This window comes from Undibacterium sp. FT79W (assembly GCF_014284215.1).
Lineage (GTDB): Bacteria > Pseudomonadota > Gammaproteobacteria > Burkholderiales > Burkholderiaceae_D > Undibacterium > Undibacterium aquatile.
The window spans coordinates 201,597-220,213 of record NZ_JACOGB010000001.1; the positions used below are offsets into that span (position 1 = coordinate 201,597).

Annotated in this window: 19 protein-coding genes; 8 read left to right on the top strand and 11 right to left on the bottom strand. The window is 47.8% G+C overall.

All coding sequences use genetic code 11. The annotated features are described in order from the left end of the window. Window positions 1-13 precede the first annotated feature (13 nt). The 3 genes from H8K38_RS00920 to asd form a co-directional block, all read right to left on the bottom strand. A complete protein-coding gene (locus H8K38_RS00920) occupies window positions 14-328 on the bottom strand; it encodes a hypothetical protein (protein ID WP_255422768.1) in 315 nt (104 codons plus the stop codon). Window positions 329-405: 77 nt separating this feature from the next. After that, complete coding sequence (gene hemP, locus H8K38_RS00925; protein ID WP_223826939.1) at window positions 406-606, bottom strand: hemin uptake protein HemP; 201 nt, start codon at window positions 604-606, stop codon at window positions 406-408. Between the two features lie 183 nt (window positions 607-789). Continuing rightward, a complete protein-coding gene (gene asd, locus H8K38_RS00930; protein WP_186882912.1) occupies window positions 790-1,635 on the bottom strand; it encodes an archaetidylserine decarboxylase in 846 nt (281 codons plus the stop codon). 392 nt (window positions 1,636-2,027) lie between these two features. On the opposite strand from asd, the gene ahpC reads away from it, so the two are divergent. After that, entirely contained in the window at window positions 2,028-2,591 is a 564-nt protein-coding gene (gene ahpC / locus H8K38_RS00935) for an alkyl hydroperoxide reductase subunit C (protein ID WP_186882913.1), read from the top strand. 70 nt (window positions 2,592-2,661) lie between these two features. Then, window positions 2,662-4,209: an alkyl hydroperoxide reductase subunit F gene (gene ahpF, locus H8K38_RS00940; RefSeq protein ID WP_186882914.1), complete on the top strand. Its 1,548-nt coding sequence runs from the start codon at window positions 2,662-2,664 to the stop codon at window positions 4,207-4,209. Window positions 4,210-4,300: 91 nt separating this feature from the next. On the opposite strand, the gene H8K38_RS00945 is transcribed toward ahpF, so the two are convergent. The 3 genes from H8K38_RS00945 to H8K38_RS00955 form a co-directional block, all read right to left on the bottom strand. Next, window positions 4,301-5,242, bottom strand: a complete 942-nt coding sequence (locus tag H8K38_RS00945; RefSeq protein ID WP_186882915.1) for a MurR/RpiR family transcriptional regulator — start codon at window positions 5,240-5,242, stop codon at window positions 4,301-4,303. Window positions 5,243-5,433: 191 nt separating this feature from the next. Beyond that, a complete protein-coding gene (mnmA, locus tag H8K38_RS00950; RefSeq protein ID WP_186882916.1) occupies window positions 5,434-6,537 on the bottom strand; it encodes a tRNA 2-thiouridine(34) synthase MnmA in 1,104 nt (367 codons plus the stop codon). Continuing rightward, a complete protein-coding gene (locus tag H8K38_RS00955) occupies window positions 6,534-7,004 on the bottom strand; it encodes an NUDIX hydrolase (protein WP_186882917.1) in 471 nt (156 codons plus the stop codon). The genes mnmA and H8K38_RS00955 overlap by 4 nt, the downstream gene beginning before the upstream one ends. Window positions 7,005-7,488: 484 nt before the next feature. Between H8K38_RS00955 and H8K38_RS00960 the strand changes: the two genes are divergently transcribed. The 4 genes from H8K38_RS00960 to H8K38_RS00975 all read left to right on the top strand — a co-directional run bounded on the left by H8K38_RS00960 (window position 7,489) and on the right by H8K38_RS00975 (window position 10,902). Continuing rightward, window positions 7,489-8,604: a Re/Si-specific NAD(P)(+) transhydrogenase subunit alpha gene (locus tag H8K38_RS00960; protein WP_186882918.1), complete on the top strand. Its 1,116-nt coding sequence runs from the start codon at window positions 7,489-7,491 to the stop codon at window positions 8,602-8,604. 47 nt (window positions 8,605-8,651) lie between these two features. Beyond that, entirely contained in the window at window positions 8,652-9,014 is a 363-nt protein-coding gene (gene panD, locus H8K38_RS00965) for an aspartate 1-decarboxylase (protein ID WP_186882919.1), read from the top strand. Between the two features lie 116 nt (window positions 9,015-9,130). Beyond that, complete coding sequence (locus H8K38_RS00970; protein ID WP_186882920.1) at window positions 9,131-9,457, top strand: NAD(P) transhydrogenase subunit alpha; 327 nt, start codon at window positions 9,131-9,133, stop codon at window positions 9,455-9,457. Continuing rightward, window positions 9,457-10,902: an NAD(P)(+) transhydrogenase (Re/Si-specific) subunit beta gene (locus H8K38_RS00975; protein ID WP_186882921.1), complete on the top strand. Its 1,446-nt coding sequence runs from the start codon at window positions 9,457-9,459 to the stop codon at window positions 10,900-10,902. Before H8K38_RS00970 ends, H8K38_RS00975 begins: the two co-directional genes overlap by 1 nt. Window positions 10,903-11,032: 130 nt before the next feature. Here the strand turns inward: H8K38_RS00975 and rocF are convergent, their stop codons facing one another. Beyond that, window positions 11,033-11,944, bottom strand: coding sequence for an arginase (gene rocF / locus H8K38_RS00980; RefSeq protein ID WP_186882922.1), 912 nt, complete (start codon window positions 11,942-11,944; stop codon window positions 11,033-11,035). 35 nt (window positions 11,945-11,979) lie between these two features. Beyond that, window positions 11,980-13,071: an ornithine cyclodeaminase gene (locus tag H8K38_RS00985; protein ID WP_186882923.1), complete on the bottom strand. Its 1,092-nt coding sequence runs from the start codon at window positions 13,069-13,071 to the stop codon at window positions 11,980-11,982. A 299-nt stretch (window positions 13,072-13,370) separates the two neighbouring features. Between H8K38_RS00985 and H8K38_RS00990 the strand changes: the two genes are divergently transcribed. Continuing rightward, window positions 13,371-13,826 (top strand): Lrp/AsnC family transcriptional regulator, encoded by a 456-nt coding sequence (locus H8K38_RS00990; protein WP_186882924.1) that lies wholly within the window; start codon window positions 13,371-13,373, stop codon window positions 13,824-13,826. A 120-nt stretch (window positions 13,827-13,946) separates the two neighbouring features. On the opposite strand, the gene H8K38_RS00995 is transcribed toward H8K38_RS00990, so the two are convergent. Then, a complete protein-coding gene (locus tag H8K38_RS00995; protein WP_222610712.1) occupies window positions 13,947-15,590 on the bottom strand; it encodes an S-layer protein in 1,644 nt (547 codons plus the stop codon). A 212-nt stretch (window positions 15,591-15,802) separates the two neighbouring features. Continuing rightward, window positions 15,803-16,204, bottom strand: a complete 402-nt coding sequence (locus tag H8K38_RS01000; protein WP_186882925.1) for a hypothetical protein — start codon at window positions 16,202-16,204, stop codon at window positions 15,803-15,805. A gap of 311 nt (window positions 16,205-16,515) precedes the next feature. On the opposite strand from H8K38_RS01000, the gene H8K38_RS01005 reads away from it, so the two are divergent. Further along, window positions 16,516-18,072 carry a sigma 54-interacting transcriptional regulator gene (locus H8K38_RS01005; RefSeq protein WP_186882926.1) on the top strand — a complete coding sequence of 519 codons (1,557 nt, stop codon included), beginning with the start codon at window positions 16,516-16,518 and terminating at the stop codon, window positions 18,070-18,072. Between the two features lie 31 nt (window positions 18,073-18,103). Here H8K38_RS01005 and H8K38_RS01010 read toward each other — a convergent pair whose 3' ends face one another. Continuing rightward, complete coding sequence (locus tag H8K38_RS01010) at window positions 18,104-18,523, bottom strand: hypothetical protein (protein ID WP_186882927.1); 420 nt, start codon at window positions 18,521-18,523, stop codon at window positions 18,104-18,106. Between the last annotated feature and the right edge of the window lie 94 nt (window positions 18,524-18,617).

The window sequence follows — 18,617 nt, forward strand, 5'->3', positions numbered from 1 at the left end:
AACTACACGCTTTTCACATCAGCCAGGAAAAGCGTTTTGGTTTTCTTGGCTGACATAAATTGCGATCAACTAATGTTGCCCATTGTTCCGATAATTGCTGGCAGGTTGCCCGCAACACCGGTGCTAATTCAGGTAATTCAGACAAGGCTTGCAGATGTTTTTCAATCACGGATGCCAATTTGACGCAGGCAGCTTCGCCTTCTGCATTGACTGAGTTCACGGTGTAATGCGACATCAGATGCAGAACAGCGGAAACCAATATTTCCGGCGTCGATGCTTTTGATGGCGGTGTTGATAACTCAGAATGCATTTCATAGTGAATCGACATAGTGTTTTCCTCAGTGAGAAACCGGATCGGACTGGCTGAACCCTGATTGGCTGGCTACCTGTGAAATCAATGACGGCTTAGGCTGTCAGAATCAATTTGTTTAACTGTGTTATCCGCAGGCGATAAATGCGTCCTTCGTGATCAATTTCGAGTTCTCGGGAGGACTGCATCAGATCCCTGCTGCTTAACCGAGGAACCGTTTTGCGTGCGACAGGCTGAAGTTGCGCCTTTGCCGACGTGTCTGAGACGAACATCTGTTGCGTATTAAATTCAGCCATTTTGCTTTCCTATAAATCTAAGTGAGAACAATTCTTATTTAGATTATTATGCAAATAAATGAGATTGGCAAGAATTTTTTAGTATGCAGATGTCTCTGAATGTAATTGCTTGCGTTCGCGCAATAAAAAAAGCCTGCAATATCGAATTGCAGGCTTTGTCTGGTGAGTGGAGGGGCATCAGCCTTACGGACGACTTCCCATGGCTTCTCCCATGCGCACGGGCTTTGCTGCAGTCCACGAAGAATTAAATGCCAGCGTGTTATGAGGAAAAAGTAATACCACCGTTGATCCCAGCATGAAGCGCCCCATTTCTTCGCCCTTTTTCAGGACGATGTTGTCTTTGGTGTAGTCCCATTCGACGATATTTTTAGTGCGCGGCGGATTCACAATGCCATGCCAGACGGTAGCCATGCTGCCAACGATCGTCGCTCCGACGAGGGTTAATACAAATGGACCTGCAGCAGATTCAAAAAAGCATACAACGCGTTCATTTCGTGCAAATAAGCCTGGAACACCGCGGGCAGTTGTCGGATTGACGGAGAATAAATTACCCGGCACATAAATCATGCGGGTCAGCTTTCCATCGCAAGGCATGTGTATGCGGTGATAATCGCGCGGGCTCAGATAAATGGTCGCGAAACTGCCATCGTGAAACTGGGCGGCAGCCTTGCTATCTCCACCAAGCAATGCCGTCGCTGAATAATCATGTCCTTTTGCCTGGAAAATTTGCCCTTTGGCTATCGGGCCGAATTGACTGATTGCACCATCGACAGGACAAATCAAATCGCTGTTTGCCAATGGTCTGATACCGCTCTTCAAAGGTCGCGTAAAGAATTCGTTAAAGCTGGTGTAACTGGCGACATCCGGATCGGCTGCCTCACTCATGTCGACCTGATATTTGTCCACAAACCATTCGATCAGGTGAGTGGTCAGCTTACCTGCCTTGGCATTCGCAATTTTTCCGGCAAATACGGTCAGAGCCCGTTTAGGTAAAAGGTATTGAGGAAGAACGGCAAGTCGGTCTGACACGATAGATATTCCTTGTGATGAGGTGGTCGGGAATTATAACGTTGCACAATAAGAAATCGAATGCTTTGTAGATTCAAGATAACAATTATTATTTCGTTAGCACGACGTTGATCATCGTTCCTTATAGCGCTATGTTGTTGGGTGTGATGCTGATGTCGGGAAACGGATCTTGTCTTTGGACAGATGACGATGCGATCATGATAAATCGTTTTGATTGTGTGGCCTGCTTATCTCAGCGCATGGCATATCGATTTAAGAATAGTGAGGTATACTATCGATGATAGCTAAAATTAATGAGTTCAATAAAATTAATTAGCTATTTAAATATGGAAAAACGTTTTATCATTTGAACTCATCACTTAACACCTGTTTCAACAACAAAGGAAATTACCATGTCACTGATTAATACTACTGTAAAGCCATTTAAAACTACCGCTTACCACAATGGCAAATTTGTTCCGGTTTCCAGCGAAGATCTGGCTGGCAAATGGTCTGTTTTTGTATTTTATCCAGCAGACTTCACTTTTGTTTGTCCAACTGAATTAGGCGATCTGGCGGATCACTACGAAGAATTCAAAAAACTGGGCGTTGAAATCTACAGCGTTTCTACAGATACACATTTCACCCACAAAGCGTGGCACGACACTTCTGACACTATCGGCAAAATCACTTACCCAATGCTGGGCGATCCAACACTGGCGATTTCCCGCAATTTTGAAGTGCTGATCGAAGAAGAAGGTCTGGCACTGCGCGGTACATTCGTTGTGAACCCAGCTGGCGAAATCAAAGTTATGGAAGTACACGACAACGGGATTGGCCGCGACGCGAAAGAATTGCTGCGTAAAGTTCAGGCCGCACAATACGTTGCAAATCACCCAGGTGAAGTTTGCCCAGCGAAATGGACACCAGGCGCGGAAACATTGACTCCATCCCTAGATCTGGTTGGCAAGATCTAAGTAGTATTTCGCATCTTCCCGGTGATTGATGCCGGGAAGATGAATTCAACAGTATCAGAAAGAAGGCATCATGTTAGACACGACTCTCAAAACGCAATTAAAAGCATACCTCGAAAAACTGACGCGTCCGATTCAGTTGCTGGCCTCGCTTGATGACAGCGAGAAGGCAAAAGAAATGCAAGCCTTGCTGCGTGAAATTGCTGAGTTGTCTGACAAAATCAGCCTGTCTGAAAATACTGATGATAATGAGCGTAAGCCGTCATTTGCGATTACTTCACCGGGGCATGACATTAACCTGCGTTTCGCCGGTATTCCGATGGGGCACGAGTTCACATCTCTGGTGCTTGCTTTACTGCAGGCAGGCGGTCATCCGCCTAAAGTTGACGCAGATGTGATTGAGCAGATCAAAAATCTCGATGGCGATTTTCGTTTTGAGACCTATATTTCTCTGACTTGCCAGAATTGTCCGGAAGTTGTGCAGTCGCTGAATCTGATGGCGGTATTGAACCCACGAGTGCAATCGGTCACGATCGACGGCGCTTTGTTTCAGGTTGAAGTTGAACAACGCCAGATTATGGCGGTGCCAACCGTCTATCTGAATGGTCAGGTATTCGGTCAGGGACGTATGTCCATCGAAGAGATTCTGGCTAAACTCGATACTGGTTCTGTGCAGCGTGCTGCTGAAAAACTGGATGCGAAAGCACCTTATGACGTGCTGATCGTCGGCGGTGGTCCGGCAGGTGCGGCTGCGGCGATCTATGCTGCCCGTAAAGGAATTCGTACTGGTGTGGTGGCTGAACGCTTTGGCGGTCAGGTTCTCGACACGATGTCGATTGAGAATTTTATTTCCGTTACCGAGACAGAAGGTCCAAAGTTTGCGGCGGCACTGGAACAGCACGTGAAGACTTATGATGTCGATATTATGAATTTGCAGCGAGCTGAGAAGCTCACGCATAAAGACGGTGTCAATGAAATTCAGTTGGCCAGTGGTGCAACGCTGAAAGCCAAAGCGGTCATTTTAGCGACCGGTGCACGTTGGCGTGAAATCAATGTTCCCGGTGAACGTGAATACCGTAACCATGGTGTTGCTTACTGTCCGCACTGCGACGGTCCTTTATTTAAAGGAAAACGTGTCGCCGTCATCGGTGGTGGCAATTCCGGAGTTGAAGCAGCAATTGACCTGGCTGGCATCGTCAGTCACGTCACTTTGCTGGAATTTGGTGCAGAGTTACGTGCCGATGAAGTATTGCAGCGTAAATTGCGTAGTCTGACCAATGTAACGGTGATTACTCAGGCGCAAACAACGGAAGTGCATGGTGATGGGACGAAGGTGAATGCGCTGAGCTACAAAGATCTTGTCAGTGGCGAGTTGAAAAATGTTGAACTCGAAGGTATTTTCGTTCAGATTGGTCTGGTGCCAAATACGGAATGGTTGAAAGGCAGTCTGACATTATCCCGTCACGGTGAAATTGAAATCGATGCGCGTGGGCAAACTTCTTTAGCTGGTGTTTTTGCCGCTGGCGATGTGACCACGGTGCCATACAAGCAAATAGTGATTGCTGTTGGCGAAGGCGCTAAGGCTTCATTGGCTGCCTTTGACTACATTATCCGATCCTGATTTTCAGCTTTATCTCCATCTGTAAAAAAACCTCAAGGAAAAATTTGCTTTGAGGTTTTTTTATGAATTTTAGAATGGACAGAAACGTTATTTATGCCGGTCGATCAGCATCGATCACAGTCAGATCTGGCGACGATTTACGTACGCCTGTATTTGACTCTTGGTATAACCATGGCATTACAAACTTTGTCATTTCTGACGCGGCATGTACCGGTGCTTTTGCCTGATGTGCGACGGCGCTGCATATCGCTTCTATCAGGCAGAGTGCGGCACCTTCAGAGTTCGGCGAAAAATGGCGTCGGGTCTGCGCATACAGAGTGATATTTGCCAGAGCAGCCAGTGGTGAGCTTGGCGCATCAGTGAGTGCCAGTACTGGTACTTTTTTCTCATTCAGTTGCCGCAAAATGGTCACAGCATCTTCTGCATAGCGTGGAAAAGAAATGCCGATCACCAGGTCACGCGAAGTGTATTTGAACAATTGCCGGGCTACCGTGGAAGGGCCGCCGGTGCCGATGGTCGATTGCACGGTATTGCAGAATGGATCAAGACTGTGCGCCATCAGCCCTGCCAGAAAGGCGCTGGCACCGTAACCAATGATATAAATGCGCTCGGCATTCAGGATCATTTTGACGGCCTGATTACATAGTGCAGGATCGAGACCGCGACGGGTGGCTTCCAGATTGGCCAGATCTTCGTTGAGAGAACCCGCAATAATTTCGGTACTGGTCGCTGGTCGTTGGACTTCGCTACGCAGGTTGTCAATCGGGGCGAGCATGGCCTCAAAGCCACATACAAGTTCCGCACGGAATTGCGGATATCCGTCAAATCCCAGTGCGCGGGCAAACCGGTTGGCCGTTGCAACGGAAATACCAACCGCATTCGCAAGCTCGTCGATTGACATCGTCGCCGACCGGAATACATTCGACAGTACATAATCCGCAGCTTTTTTATGTGCTTTAGACAGGCTCATATATACCTTGCCTATCCGCGCATTGACGGTGCCGCCCAGGACTTGCGTATCAGGATGATTCATGATTTGCTGGCGTTTCCAGTGTGAGAAAAATGTAAATGTAATTTCATTAAATTGAATTGTAAAGCGACAAAACGTATCAAATAATCGTGATTATTCAATTTAACGAAGAAAATCTTAAATAAAATTTAGATTAATCTTGCCGGAACCGGTCATTCATTGTTTTTTGTCGCAAATTTTCAGTTCCGCAAAATTCATTTTTCTGCGCTTGCAGAATGAATAATACCTCCGCCGAGACAGATGTCACCATCATACAAAACGGCAGATTGCCCCGGCGTAACCGCCCATTGTGCCTGATCGAAATGCAGATGGAATTGCTCATTATCTCCGGAGAAATTACAACTGACGTCGGGTTGACGATAGCGTGTTTTTGCTGATAACTGGCCGACTTCAGGAGCGCGGCCTGCTACCCAGCTTACCTGCGTTGCATCGAGTGCAGAAGACAGCAGCCACGGATGATCATGACCTTGTACTGCATACAGCGTATTTTCTGCCACATCTTTTCTTGCGACATACCACGCATCGCTGCTGCCATCGGCATTCTGATGAGACTTGATGCCGCCGATGCCTATGCCTTTGCGTTGTCCTAAGGTATAAAAACTCAAACCGACGTGTTGTCCTATTGTTTCACCTTCAGGCGTTTTAATCGCTCCCGGTTTATAAGACAGATAACGATTCAGAAATTCACGGAAAGGACGTTCGCCGATAAAGCAAATTCCGGTCGAATCTTTCTTTTTCGCATTTGGTAATTGCAATTGCTCGGCAATTTTCCGGACTTCAGTTTTATGAATTTCACCTAAAGGAAATAAGGTATTGGCGAGCTGCTTTTGATTTAACCTGTGCAAAAAATAGCTTTGATCTTTGCTGGCATCCAAGGCTTTCAATAACTGAAATTCGCCATTGACTTCCCTCACACGTGCATAGTGTCCAGTTGCGATATAGTCGGCGCCCAGCTTCATTGCGTGATCCAGAAATGCTTTAAATTTGATTTCAGCATTGCACAACACATCTGGGTTTGGTGTGCGTCCGGCCTGATATTCGCGTAAAAATTCAGCAAACACGCGATCTTTATATTCACTGGCAAAATTGACTGCTTCTATATCGACGCCAACGACATCGGCGACGCTGACTGCATCTATCCAGTCTTCGCGGGTGGAGCAATATTCTGAGTCATCGTCATCTTCCCAGTTTTTCATAAAAAGACCGATGACTTCATAGCCTTGTTCTTTTAGAAGCCATGCAGATACAGATGAATCAACGCCACCAGACATACCTATCACTACTCGTTTTTTACTCATAATACGCTCGGGTGTGTAAACAGTAAGGACAGCGGAGCACGCTTTCCTCGTAAATAATCATCGATACATTGCAACACCAGCGGACTGCGATGGAGATGTTCTGCATTCAGTATTTCGTTGTAACTCATCCACATAGATCGCAGGATGCCTGTGTCCAGAGCGCGATCATGTTGCTGCCCGACTTCTCCCGTGAACGCGAAACGTAAATAAGTGACGTCTTCTCCGGTTTTAGGAGATGTGTAGCGTGATAGATAAGTACCGATCAGCGCCGTGGGTGTGAAGTCGTGTGCTGTTTCTTCCAGCGTTTCCCGTATCACCGCTTGTTCAAGTGATTCATTCGGGTCCAGATGGCCGGCGGGCTGGTTAATGCGAATGCCTTCGTTTGTTTCTTCTTCCACCATTAAAAAGCGTTTGTTACGCTCGATGATGGCGGCGACTGTGACGGATGGTTTCCAGATAGTTGACATAGCTTTTCTCAATAAGTCCGACATTTTACTTTGCCACGGGCGTTTGTGTCGTCTGTCGATATACTTGCGGGTCGCCCGACGCATCTCTGGCGGACTTTTTTTATAATCCGCCGCTCTTACGGGATAAAACGGGGGAAATTGGCGGCGCTTGTCTCGCATAGCATATTTGTGGTGAAAGGGAAAATAGTAGAAAGCCACAAAAACGAACGGTTGTTCTAAAAAACATTTTGCGTGTAATATCGTTGCCTATTATTAAATGTAAGAATCTGGTAAGCATTGTTGATTTTTGCATCAGATACTTGCTGCTGTTTTGAGGCTGTTGTTAGATTGAATCCGGTACCTGCCATCGCCGGATAGCACTGTTTGGATCAGATCGGTATTCATGTTCTGAACGGACCGAAGTCAGATACAGCAAGCATGTAATCGCTTGCATGTTTGCGATAAGCATAAAAAGATTTTATTTACTTAGTCAGGGAGCAAATCTATGAAAATCGGCATCCCCGCCGAGACTCGGCCCGGAGAGACGCGTGTTGCGGCAACTCCGGAAACCATTAAGAAGTACGTAGCTGCAAAACATCAGGTGATTGTGCAGTCTGGTGCTGGCGTGGCCTCGAGTATCACTGATGAAGCTTATCAAGCAGCAGGAGCTCAAATTGGTTCTGCTGCCGACGCATTTGGCGCTGAACTGGTGCTGAAAGTGCGTGCCCCGGATGCTGACGAACGGACTTTGATCAAGTCCGGTACAACGTTAGTGGGCATGCTGAATCCTTTCGATACTGAAAATATTGCAGTGATGGCCGCACACGGTCTGAATGCATTCGCTCTGGAAGCGGCACCGCGCATTACCCGTGCGCAGTCACTCGACGTGCTGTCTTCTCAGGCAAACATTGCTGGTTATAAAGCAGTGATGTTGGCTGCGAATACTTATCAGCGCTTCATGCCTATGCTGATGACCGCAGCTGGAACAGTGAAAGCGGCACGCGTTTTAATCATGGGCGTCGGTGTTGCCGGTTTGCAGGCAATTGCGACGGCCAAGCGTCTGGGTGCAGTGATTGAAGCATCCGACGTCAGACCGCCCGTTAAAGAGCAGGTCGAATCGCTCGGTGCAAAATTCATTGATGTACCGTACGAGACAGATGAAGAGCGGGAAATTGCCAAGGGCGTTGGTGGTTATGCGCGCCCTATGCCAGCCGCCTGGATGGCGCGTCAGGCGGCACTGGTTCATGAACGAGCCAAACAGGCAGATATTATCATTACGACCGCACTGATCCCGGGAAGGAAAGCACCGGTTTTGATTTCGGAAGAAACTGTCAAAACGATGAAACCAGGATCGGTCATCGTCGACATGGCGGTGGAGCAAGGTGGTAATTGTCCTTTGTCTGAATTGAACAAAACAGTCACTAAATATGGTGTACACATTATCGGCGAACCGAATCTGGCGACCCTGGTTGCGGCAGATGCGTCTGCCTTGTATGCACGCAACGTGTTGGATTTTCTGAAATTAATTATCGACAAAGATGCCGGACTGGCGATTAATCGTGAAGATGAAATCGTTGCAGCAACTCTGGTTTGTGCGGGCGGTGAGGTACTGAAGAAATAAAACAGATTTTAAGTTTTTTGTAACAAGCAATAGAAAGTAGAAATACCATGCAAAGAAATATGCTCCGCGCCAAAATTCATCGCGCATCTGTGACCCAGTGCGATCTCCACTACGAAGGTTCATGTGGAATTGATGAAGATCTGCTCGACGCCGCGAATATCATCGAGAACGAACAGATCGAGCTGTATAACGTCAATAATGGTGAGCGCTTTTCCACCTATGCCATCAAAGGTAAACGTGGAAGTGGCGAGATTTCCCTGAATGGCGCTGCAGCCCGCAAGGTGCAACTGGGTGATTTGATGATTATCTGTACATACGCGCCGATGACAGAAGAGGAAGCGCGTCATCACAAACCGAATGTGGTATTTGTGAACGCAAAAAACCAGATCACCAGTCTGAAAGAGTATTGAGGCAATATTGGCGAGGCAGCATCTGGACTGAATCTGTAAAATTTTCAGACTGGTTACTCCTCGCGACAGTATCGTCTGCTTTTGCATGTCTTAATCCATACTACAGAGAGGACATCATGGAAGTAAGTCATACCCTAACCAACCTCATCATTTTTGTACTGGCAATTTATGTCGGTTATCACGTGGTGTGGACGGTTACTCCCGCATTGCACACGCCATTAATGGCCGTGACTAATGCGATTTCTGCCATCATCATCGTTGGCGCCATGCTGGCAGCAGGACTGACTGAAGGTTTGCTGGCACAAGTCATGGGAACCGTTGCGGTGGCGCTGGCTGCTGTGAACGTGTTCGGCGGATTTCTGGTTACCCAGAGAATGCTGGAAATGTTTAAGAAGAAGGAACCTAAGGCAACGCCGACCAACGCCAGTAAGGAGAGCAAATAATGAGCATGAATCTGGTCACGATGCTCTATCTGATTGCATCTGTTTGTTTTATTCAAGCGTTAAAAGGTTTGTCGCATCCATCGACGGCTAGACGTGGTAACGCTTTCGGCATGATGGGAATGGCCGTCGCTGTCGCTACGACCATTGCCTTGATCGTTAAGCTGAAAACCGAAGCAGCAGGTGGTGGCTTAGGTTATGGTCTCGTCGCACTGGGGGTGATTGTCGGTGGCGGCATTGGCGCTACATTGGCAAAACGGGTCGAAATGACCAAGATGCCAGAGCTGGTTGCAGCAATGCATTCACTGATCGGTTTAGCGGCAGTATGTATTGCCGTGGCGGTCGTTGCAGAACCATGGATTTTCAACATCACGACACGTGATGTTGCGATTCCTTTCGGTAATCGTCTTGAGTTATTTATCGGTACGTTTGTTGGTGCGATCACGTTCTCAGGTTCCGTGATTGCGTTTGGTAAATTGTCGGGTAAATATAAGTTCCGCTTGTTTCAGGGCGCACCTGTCAGTTTTACAGGACAACACTTTTTGAATCTGATCCTAGCGATCACGATGGTCGGGCTCGGACTGATCTTCTGCTTTGCGCCTGGTACAGAACCGGCATGGATACCGTTTGTGTTGATGGCGCTGATCGCATTTGTATTGGGTGTGCTGATCATCATTCCTATCGGTGGTGCCGACATGCCAGTCGTGGTCTCCATGCTGAATAGTTATTCAGGCTGGGCTGCTGCAGGGATCGGTTTCTCCCTGAATAACTCAATGCTGATTATCGCCGGTTCATTAGTTGGCTCATCTGGTGCGATTCTTTCTTACATCATGTGTAAGGCAATGAACCGCTCCTTCTTTAATGTGATTCTTGGTGGTTTTGGTGGCGCGCCCGCCGAGGCTGCTGCCGGTGGGCAGGCACAACGGAACGTGAAATCCGGTTCCGCTGACGACGTTGCGTTTTTGTTGGGAAATGCGGAAACAGTCATTATTGTTCCAGGCTACGGTCTTGCCGTGGCACGCGCTCAGCATGCGCTGAAAGAGTTGACTGAGAAACTGACGCACAAAGGCATTACCGTAAAATATGCAATTCATCCTGTAGCAGGGCGTATGCCTGGACACATGAATGTGCTGCTGGCAGAAGCGGAAGTACCATACGACCAGGTGTTTGAGATGGAAGATATCAATAGCGAATTTGGTCAGGCAGACGTCGTGCTGGTACTCGGTGCTAACGACGTCGTCAATCCTGCAGCAAAAGATCCAAAATCGCCGATCGCAGGTATGCCAATTCTTGAGGCCTACAAAGCAAAAACCATCATCGTGAATAAACGCTCTATGGCGTCCGGCTATGCTGGTTTGGACAATGAATTGTTCTACATGGACAAGACCATGATGGTGTTCGGTGACGCTAAAAAGGTCATTGAAGATATGGTGAAAGCGGTAGAGTAATCGTAGCAGTTGATGAACGAAAAAAAATCCCCGTTATTCAGCGGGGATTTTTTATTTTGACCGTGCATGCCAATGTAGTATCGGGCTTGAACTGAGTTCTTCTGTAACGGTGCAGAGCTACAACATGGTTCTACATTCTCACCAATGTTGATTTGCCAAACAAACTCTCGATCAGATCGACTGCGAGAATTGCGGTCTGGTTGCGAATGTCCAGCGCTGGATTTAATTCCACCAGATCAAGTGATGCCAACAAGCCGGTATCTGCAATCATTTCCATACACAGTTGTGCTTCACGGTAGGTCGGGCCTCCCAATACCGCAGTACCCACACCCGGAGCGATACCAGGGTCGAGGCAATCCATGTCAAAGCTGACGTGCAGATGCGTGTCAGCATCCAGATCTGCCAGCGCCGAGCTCATCACATTGCGCATGCCATATTCATCAATGTAGCGCATGTCGAATACCTGCATTCCCATGTCGTGGATAAACTTTTTTTCGCCAGCATCCACACTGCGAATGCCTATCAGGCGGATATCTGCAGGCTGTATCGCAGGAGTATGCCCGGCATAACTGATGAGTTCCTGCGGGCCATGCCCCATCAGGCACGCAACTGGCATTCCATGAATATTACCGGTCGGGCTGATGGTGGATAAATTACTGTCCGCATGCGCATCAAACCACAATACACGCAGCTTCTTTCCTGCGCGTCGGCAATGTGCCGCAACCGCGCTGATCGAGCCGATGGCGAGGCAATGATCGCCACCCAGCATCATAGGAATATGACCTTGCATCAACGCCTGATTGACCGCATCGTAGACTGCCTGATTCCAGTCGATTGCTTCTTTCAGGTGTCGTAAGCCATTGACTGGTTGTTGCCACGGATTGGCCGGGCCGTGCAGATTGCCGTGATCAACAACATTAAACTGACGGGCGGCAAGCGCTTCGTTGAGTCCTGCAACTCTCAGTGCGTCTGGCCCCATGCCAGCACCTCTGACGCTCGCACCAACATCCGTTGGCGCACCGATTAAAGAAATAGTCTTCATTCTTTTTTAATTATGTGGGTGAGATGGGCGCAAGTTTAAGCTGGAGTGGGTATTTCAGGAAGGCCATCATATTCTTTTTCATTGTTAAGCAGGTTGGTATCGCTATTTTCTGTGCTGCTTACACCCAAGCCGAACAGATCTTTAGGATTGTGCATTACAGGCAGCAGATCAAGTTCGGTCGAAGATTGCTGCATGACGTATTTTTCCAGATAACGCATCGCAGAGAAATCCTCCAGTGCAAAGCCGACAGAATCAAAGATAGTTATATTCTCCGCACTTTGGCGATAGGTGCTGCCTGAGCGCAGGATAGTCCACAATTCAGTCACCTGGAAGTCTGCCGGCATTTGCTGCAACTCCCCTTCAATGCGCGATTGTGGTTCGTATTCGACAACGACGTTGGCTCGTTGCAGAATTGCCGCGTGCAGTTCCGTTTTTCCTGGGCAGTCACCACCGACGGCGTTGATGTGCATACCCGGTTCTATCATGTCCGGCGTCAGAATTGTCGCATTGGTTTTATCTGCGGTGACCGTCGTGATCACATCTGCACCTTTGACTGCATCAGCGACAGAGTCGGCACGAATGACGCGTATTTGAGGATAAGCGCGTAAATTACGCACCAGCTTATCGCTGGCCTTCTGATCAATATCGTAAATTCGTAATTCCTTGATTCCCAACATCGTATAGAACGCAATGGCCTGAAATTCACTCTGTGCGCCATTACCTATTAACGCCATGCTGCGACAGTTTTTGCGCGCCAGATATTTAGCAGCCATTGCCGATGTGGCCGCGGTACGTATTGCTGTTGTCAGTGTTAACTCCGATAACAGACGTGGATAACCTGTAGCAACATCGGCCAATACGCCGAAGGCAGTGACAGTCAGTAAACCTGCTTCCGTGTTTTTTGGGTGACCATTGACATACTTGAATGAATAGTTGCGTCCATCAGAAATCGGCATCAGTTCTATGACGCCAACATCCGAATGATTTGCAACTCTGGCAGATTTGTCGAAGCATTCCCAGCGCAGATAGTCTTCCTCAATCATTGCCGCCATGCGGGTAATGGCTCTCTCCAGTCCGACCTCGCGCAGATGTCGTTGCATGTCTTGTGTTCCAATGAAAGTGACCATGATGTTCTCCTTAGTAGATATGGTGAGCAGAAACATCGTCACTGGAGTTGATCTGCTGGCGAGCAGGTACTGCAGAAGCTGCTGCGAAATTTTCTGAATTTCGCAAAAGCCTCACGCATCTGTGTGCGTTGTTGAATGACGTGTTCTATAGAAGATTGTAGTCAGTCACGTCAAAAATTAGATTGCTAAATTCGATGATTTATTTATTAAAAAAGAAATTTAATTTCATATATCTATAATTAGTATGTTTAAATTTCTAAAATAAGATTCTTAATAAAATATATCGATGAGAGGTTGAGATGGATAATTATGATCGTAGCATTTTGCGTTGCTTGCAAGAAGATGGGCGTATGAGTAATTTGCATCTGGCTGAGCAGATACATTTATCGGCGCCACAAACCTTACGCCGGGTCAGAACGCTGGAAGAAAAAAAAGTGATACGCGGCTACGTTGCGCAAGTTGCACCTGAGGCCGTTGGTCTCGGCGTCATGGCGTTTGTGAACCTGTCGCTGGATCGCGAACAGTTTCGTAATGTGCGTGAGGTTGAACGTCAACTGATGGCATTCCCCGACATCATTGAATGCCACACTATTTCAGGCGACTTCGATTACATTCTCAAGGTTGTCGCCAAAGATCTCAAAAGTTTGTCGCAGTTTCTGACGGATACACTGATGCAGGTATCTGGCGTAGCTTCTCTGCGTTCGATGATTTGCATGGAGGAAATTAAACCGGTCAGCGGTTTGCCGATAAACTAAAACTGAGTTTTGGGCTGAGTATAAGTTATCTTATGGTTGCCATCCTGAGTACTGTGGATGTAATTGAATGGCAACCGACTTACGCTACTAAGCTAATGCGTCACAAGACAACGGGTACTTTTACTGCACGCTGACAAAGATAGGATTGGAGTAAAACCATAAACTGGCGTAGTTGCGATCATTGATCTGGTTGTGACGCGTGGGGTTGTCTGTGGTCATGATTTTCGCATCCGCCAAAGGTTCGCCATTATTCGTCATGTCTGCAACGTTGATGCCCAGGTTGGTGCCACGCAGGCGCAGGTACTGTTTTTTCTGCACGACCATCTGGTACTTGATGACGTTGTAACCATCAGCGTCTGTTTTCCAATCGGCACTGGTGAAGCGTTTCAAGACCTTGGTGCTGGGATTAGTCGCCACATTGTAGGCACTGGAATCCGGTGCGGCTTTGGTACCAACGTCACCTACGATCAGATCCACATGATCCACTTTCGGTGCCTTGTTACCGGATATGCCGCTACCTGCCGGAAATTCATAATTGTTCTTCGCTGGGCTTTTGAAACGGATGGTGACATCAACTGTACTGCCGTTAGCGACCTTCAGCTCTTGCCCCATATTTTTTACGTCGCTGGCATTACTGACATTGCTGACGGTGAATTCCATGGCATTGATCAGGTCGCCAAAGACGCTGAACATTCTTCCTGATTGCAGGCTTTTGATCAGTTCATTGACGCCTGCTTTTTTGTCGTTCATCCAGACATAATTTTTTGCATATTCGCCAGGGAAGTAGCCACTGCTATTGCCAGCGTCATCAATTTTGAAATGCGAGTCTGAATCGGCAATATTCCAGATACGACGACCTTCACCCAGCAAGGCATCCCAGACACCGCCTACCTGCGCCACGATGGCGTCAACGCCGCCATAAACACGGTTTGGTTTGTTGGCATCGATATAGCTGGAGGTATAACCGCCGCGATCAGGTTCCATCTGGTTGCCGACCATACCTTCTATTGAGAACATGATGTTGGGAGCCATATCATTCATCGTGCGGAAATCAGCAATCGTGTACTTGCCAGGATTGCGCGAAGGATGGTTGATCGTGACAAAACTGGCGTCAGGATAATTTTTCTTCAACCATGAAATGGCTTGTAATGCATCTGCTGCGGTGCTGTTGAAACGTTGTGGGTATTTTGCTTTCCATTTGCTGACGTCGGCTGCGTCAAACTTGCTATCGTCCAATGTGGTGAACAGATATTGAAATTCTTTCGCCGCCGATGTAGATGAAATCAATTTGCCATTTACTACATCAAAAATACTGACACCCATATGATCATGCGTGGGCATATCCCACTCGAAACCAGAGAAGATAGTCTTGTCTGCATAACGCCCTGAAGCTTGCAATACCTTGATTCTGGGGATTTCATACGATTCCATGCCATATGCAAAAGGCACAGGGTTTGCCAGCAGGGTGCCGTTATTGTCATATTTTGACGAGCGCAGGTGATTGGTGATGGCGGTCCAGTCCAGGCCATAGCTGGTGAAAGCTTTGTCGAGCACAGTATCCAGTGTTTGTGTGGTGCGGGCGTCGTCAGATTGTATGGTATGAACATGCAAATCGCCTGTCGTCCATCCCGACTGTGAAGTCACGGGTGGATTTGGGTTGTTCGCTTGCTGGGGAACGTCAGATGAACTACCGCAACCATACAGCAAAAAAATTGCGGAAGGCACAGCACAAAAAATACCAAGCAAACTCAAACGGGGGCGCATAGATTAACCTTTTCTTTAAATTAGTCGACATCGTCGTACGCATTTGTAATGCATAGACGCGACGGATTTTAAAAGTTAAGTGTGACACCAGAATGAAACCTGAGTTTGGCTGGTTTTGCACATCGCGATCTCAAAGAAGATCTCCCGTGTTGCAACAGGCTTGTTTTGCGATTTGGCCAGGAGGTGAAATTGATACTGACTACTTAAACAATTCAGCGTGACTTTGCTCGAGCTGCTTGAGCGGCATTGAATGTGGCGGAGTAAGTGGTCGTGGCACCGCCAAGTTCACCACTATATTTAATGGCAATGTCACGCGTATCAACAGGTGCGTAATATCTGAAAAACACCCTGACTGCCGGACGCCAGATAAGGTTAACAGGGCAATGCCGACTTTTGGAAAACAAACCGCTATGCGTTTGTTGCAGCAGTATCGGGGTATCATCCATGTTGCCATCTTCGATTTTGCGCAGCAGCTCATTGCGTACTTCGTAGTAATAAATATCATCACTGATCAGACGCGCGGCAACTGTGCGGGCAAGATGTGCCTGCAATGCAAAAACGGCGGCTAACAGCAGCAGCCCTAAACTTACTATTATCCAAAACGACTGACTCATTTTTATTCTCTCTGCATTCGCAGATGCGGGCATATTTTCTGTTTGAAAATAACCTCACGATTTCTGATGCCCACTTCTATGCGATTTTTCGGTGTTCACATCAATACCGACATGAATATTGATATTTATTTGATCACTACTGCAAGCCGTGTGCCAATTCAGTGCTTTGCAGGAATGCCCGGTAATCCCTGGCTATAGTCGAAAAAAAGAAAGAATTCTTTATTGATTGACATGTCAACACAGCGAATTTACATTCAATTCTTTACACGTTTGCTTATCTATTTCATTTCATGAACCAAACTGATCTGACAATGACCTCGCCTTCTCTGACTTTGCAGAGGGAAGAGCGGCCACTGCTTGGGTTGACCATCGTCTGGCATCCTGATGCGCAAAGAATAGGTGAGCAATTTATAGCAACGAATACCGATGGTGTCGTTGAACTGAGTCGGTTTTTGCCAATGTTTCGCCATCCGGCGGGTGATGGTTTGCCGTTGGGATACGGCGGTGTCTCGCGAGAGCCTTTGCGGATTTTACGGACATCCAGCGACCACATCGTCATACAGCCGCCGGAGAGCCGGATGGTGGTTGAATTAAATGGTGTAGAAATTCAAGGTACTCATCAATTAAGCCCGGAACAGATCACTGCGGGAGCGATCCTGGGGTTGGGCAGGGCAATACTGATTTGCCTGCACTGGATGCGTTGTTTACCTAAAAAAAATGACATCGCAGGTCTGATCGGTGTCGGCAGTGCCGCGATTTTATTGCGCGATCAGATACGTCAAATTGCAGTGATGGATTTCCCTGTCTTATTGCTGGGGGAAACCGGTACAGGAAAAGAGATTGCCGCACGTGCGATTCACGCGCACAGCAAACGTCGCCATGCAAGCCTGGTCACGGTCAATATGGCGGCGCTGAATGAATCGCTGGCAGCTGCTGATTTGTTCGGTGCCGTCAAAGGTGCCTACACCGGTGCTCAGCAGGCGCGTAAAGGCTTATTTGGCGAAGCTGCCGGAGCCAGTCTCTTTTTAGATGAAATCGGCAATACGCCTGCGACGATACAGCCTATGTTGTTGCGGGTTCTGGAAACTGGTGATTATCGTCCTTTAGGTGCGCAGCAGGATATGCATTCCAGCGCGCGTTTGATTGCGGCGACCGATCAGGATTTATACAGCGAACATTTTAATCAGGCACTGTTGCGTCGTTTGGAAAGTTTCGTGATTCAGTTGCCGCCGCTACGCAGCCGACGTGAGGATATCGGGGTGCTGCTGAAGCATCTGTTGGACGAGAGTCGCGCAGTGAGCCTGACACCGTTGCCTTCGTTGAGCGTGCCGTTGGTCAGTGCCATTGCCAATTATGATTGGCCCGGCAATATCCGCCAGCTCAGTCATGTGTTGCGTCGTATTTTGCTGGCGTTGCAGGCCGGGGAATCGCCTGATTTCGCGGCTCTGGTACAGCCGCGTAATGGACGCATCAATGAGGATATTACGGCTTTCAACGTCGGCAGCGTAGCAAGTAACACCAGTCATGTGACTGAGTGCACCAGAACAGCAGGGGCAGCGGAATCAGCAAATGACCTGCCTGTACTGCGCAAAAAAATGAACGAGTTCAGTGAAGCCGAAGTACTGCAAGCGATGGACAATAATGATTGGTACATACAGGGTGCCGCTCAGGAACTCGGTATCTCCCGCCCATCAATGTATAAATTGCTGGAACAGCATAGCGCGATACGCCGCGCTGAGCAGATACCTCTGGAAGAAATACGCCAGACACTGGCAAGCAGTGCTGGCGATATTGAAGCCTGCGCGGCCATCCTGAAAACTCCGAGTGAGGCTTTGCGGCGATTTTTAAAGGTATTGCCGGTTAGCTGAAGGATCCGGCAATACTCTCTTTACGAGTTTATCAGCCTGGTTCGCCCGTACCCACTTGCATTTCCGGGTCGGGTAAGTGGTATTGATAGCCACTGACTGTCACATACATGCTGAAAGTCCAGGTACCATTCGGTGTTTTTTCGCTGAATGTCAGGCTCCACCCTGCATTGATCAGATCGATCATGGAAAATTCCAGCCCCTGATAACCTGTAAATGGATTGCGTGCAGGCGTCTTATCGATAACAGGATACATTTTTAAAGCGGCAAAGCTGCAGTTTTCTATCGAGCGATTAGTAAAACCAAACCTCAGGGTATCCCCACTTTCAAAGTCGGGATGGGGAAGCTGAACATCTGAATCTTGCAAATAAAAAGCCCCACTTGCGGTTACTGACGACAAATCAGGGGGGGCAACTGGATCAGGTAAGGTCAGGAGAAATACGTATGCAGTCATATTTTTCTATAAAAAAGTTGAGGTTATATGAATCAGTCAATCAATAAATCAAGAATTTAAAATACCAGGTAAAACTAAGTATTACCAGTTGCCG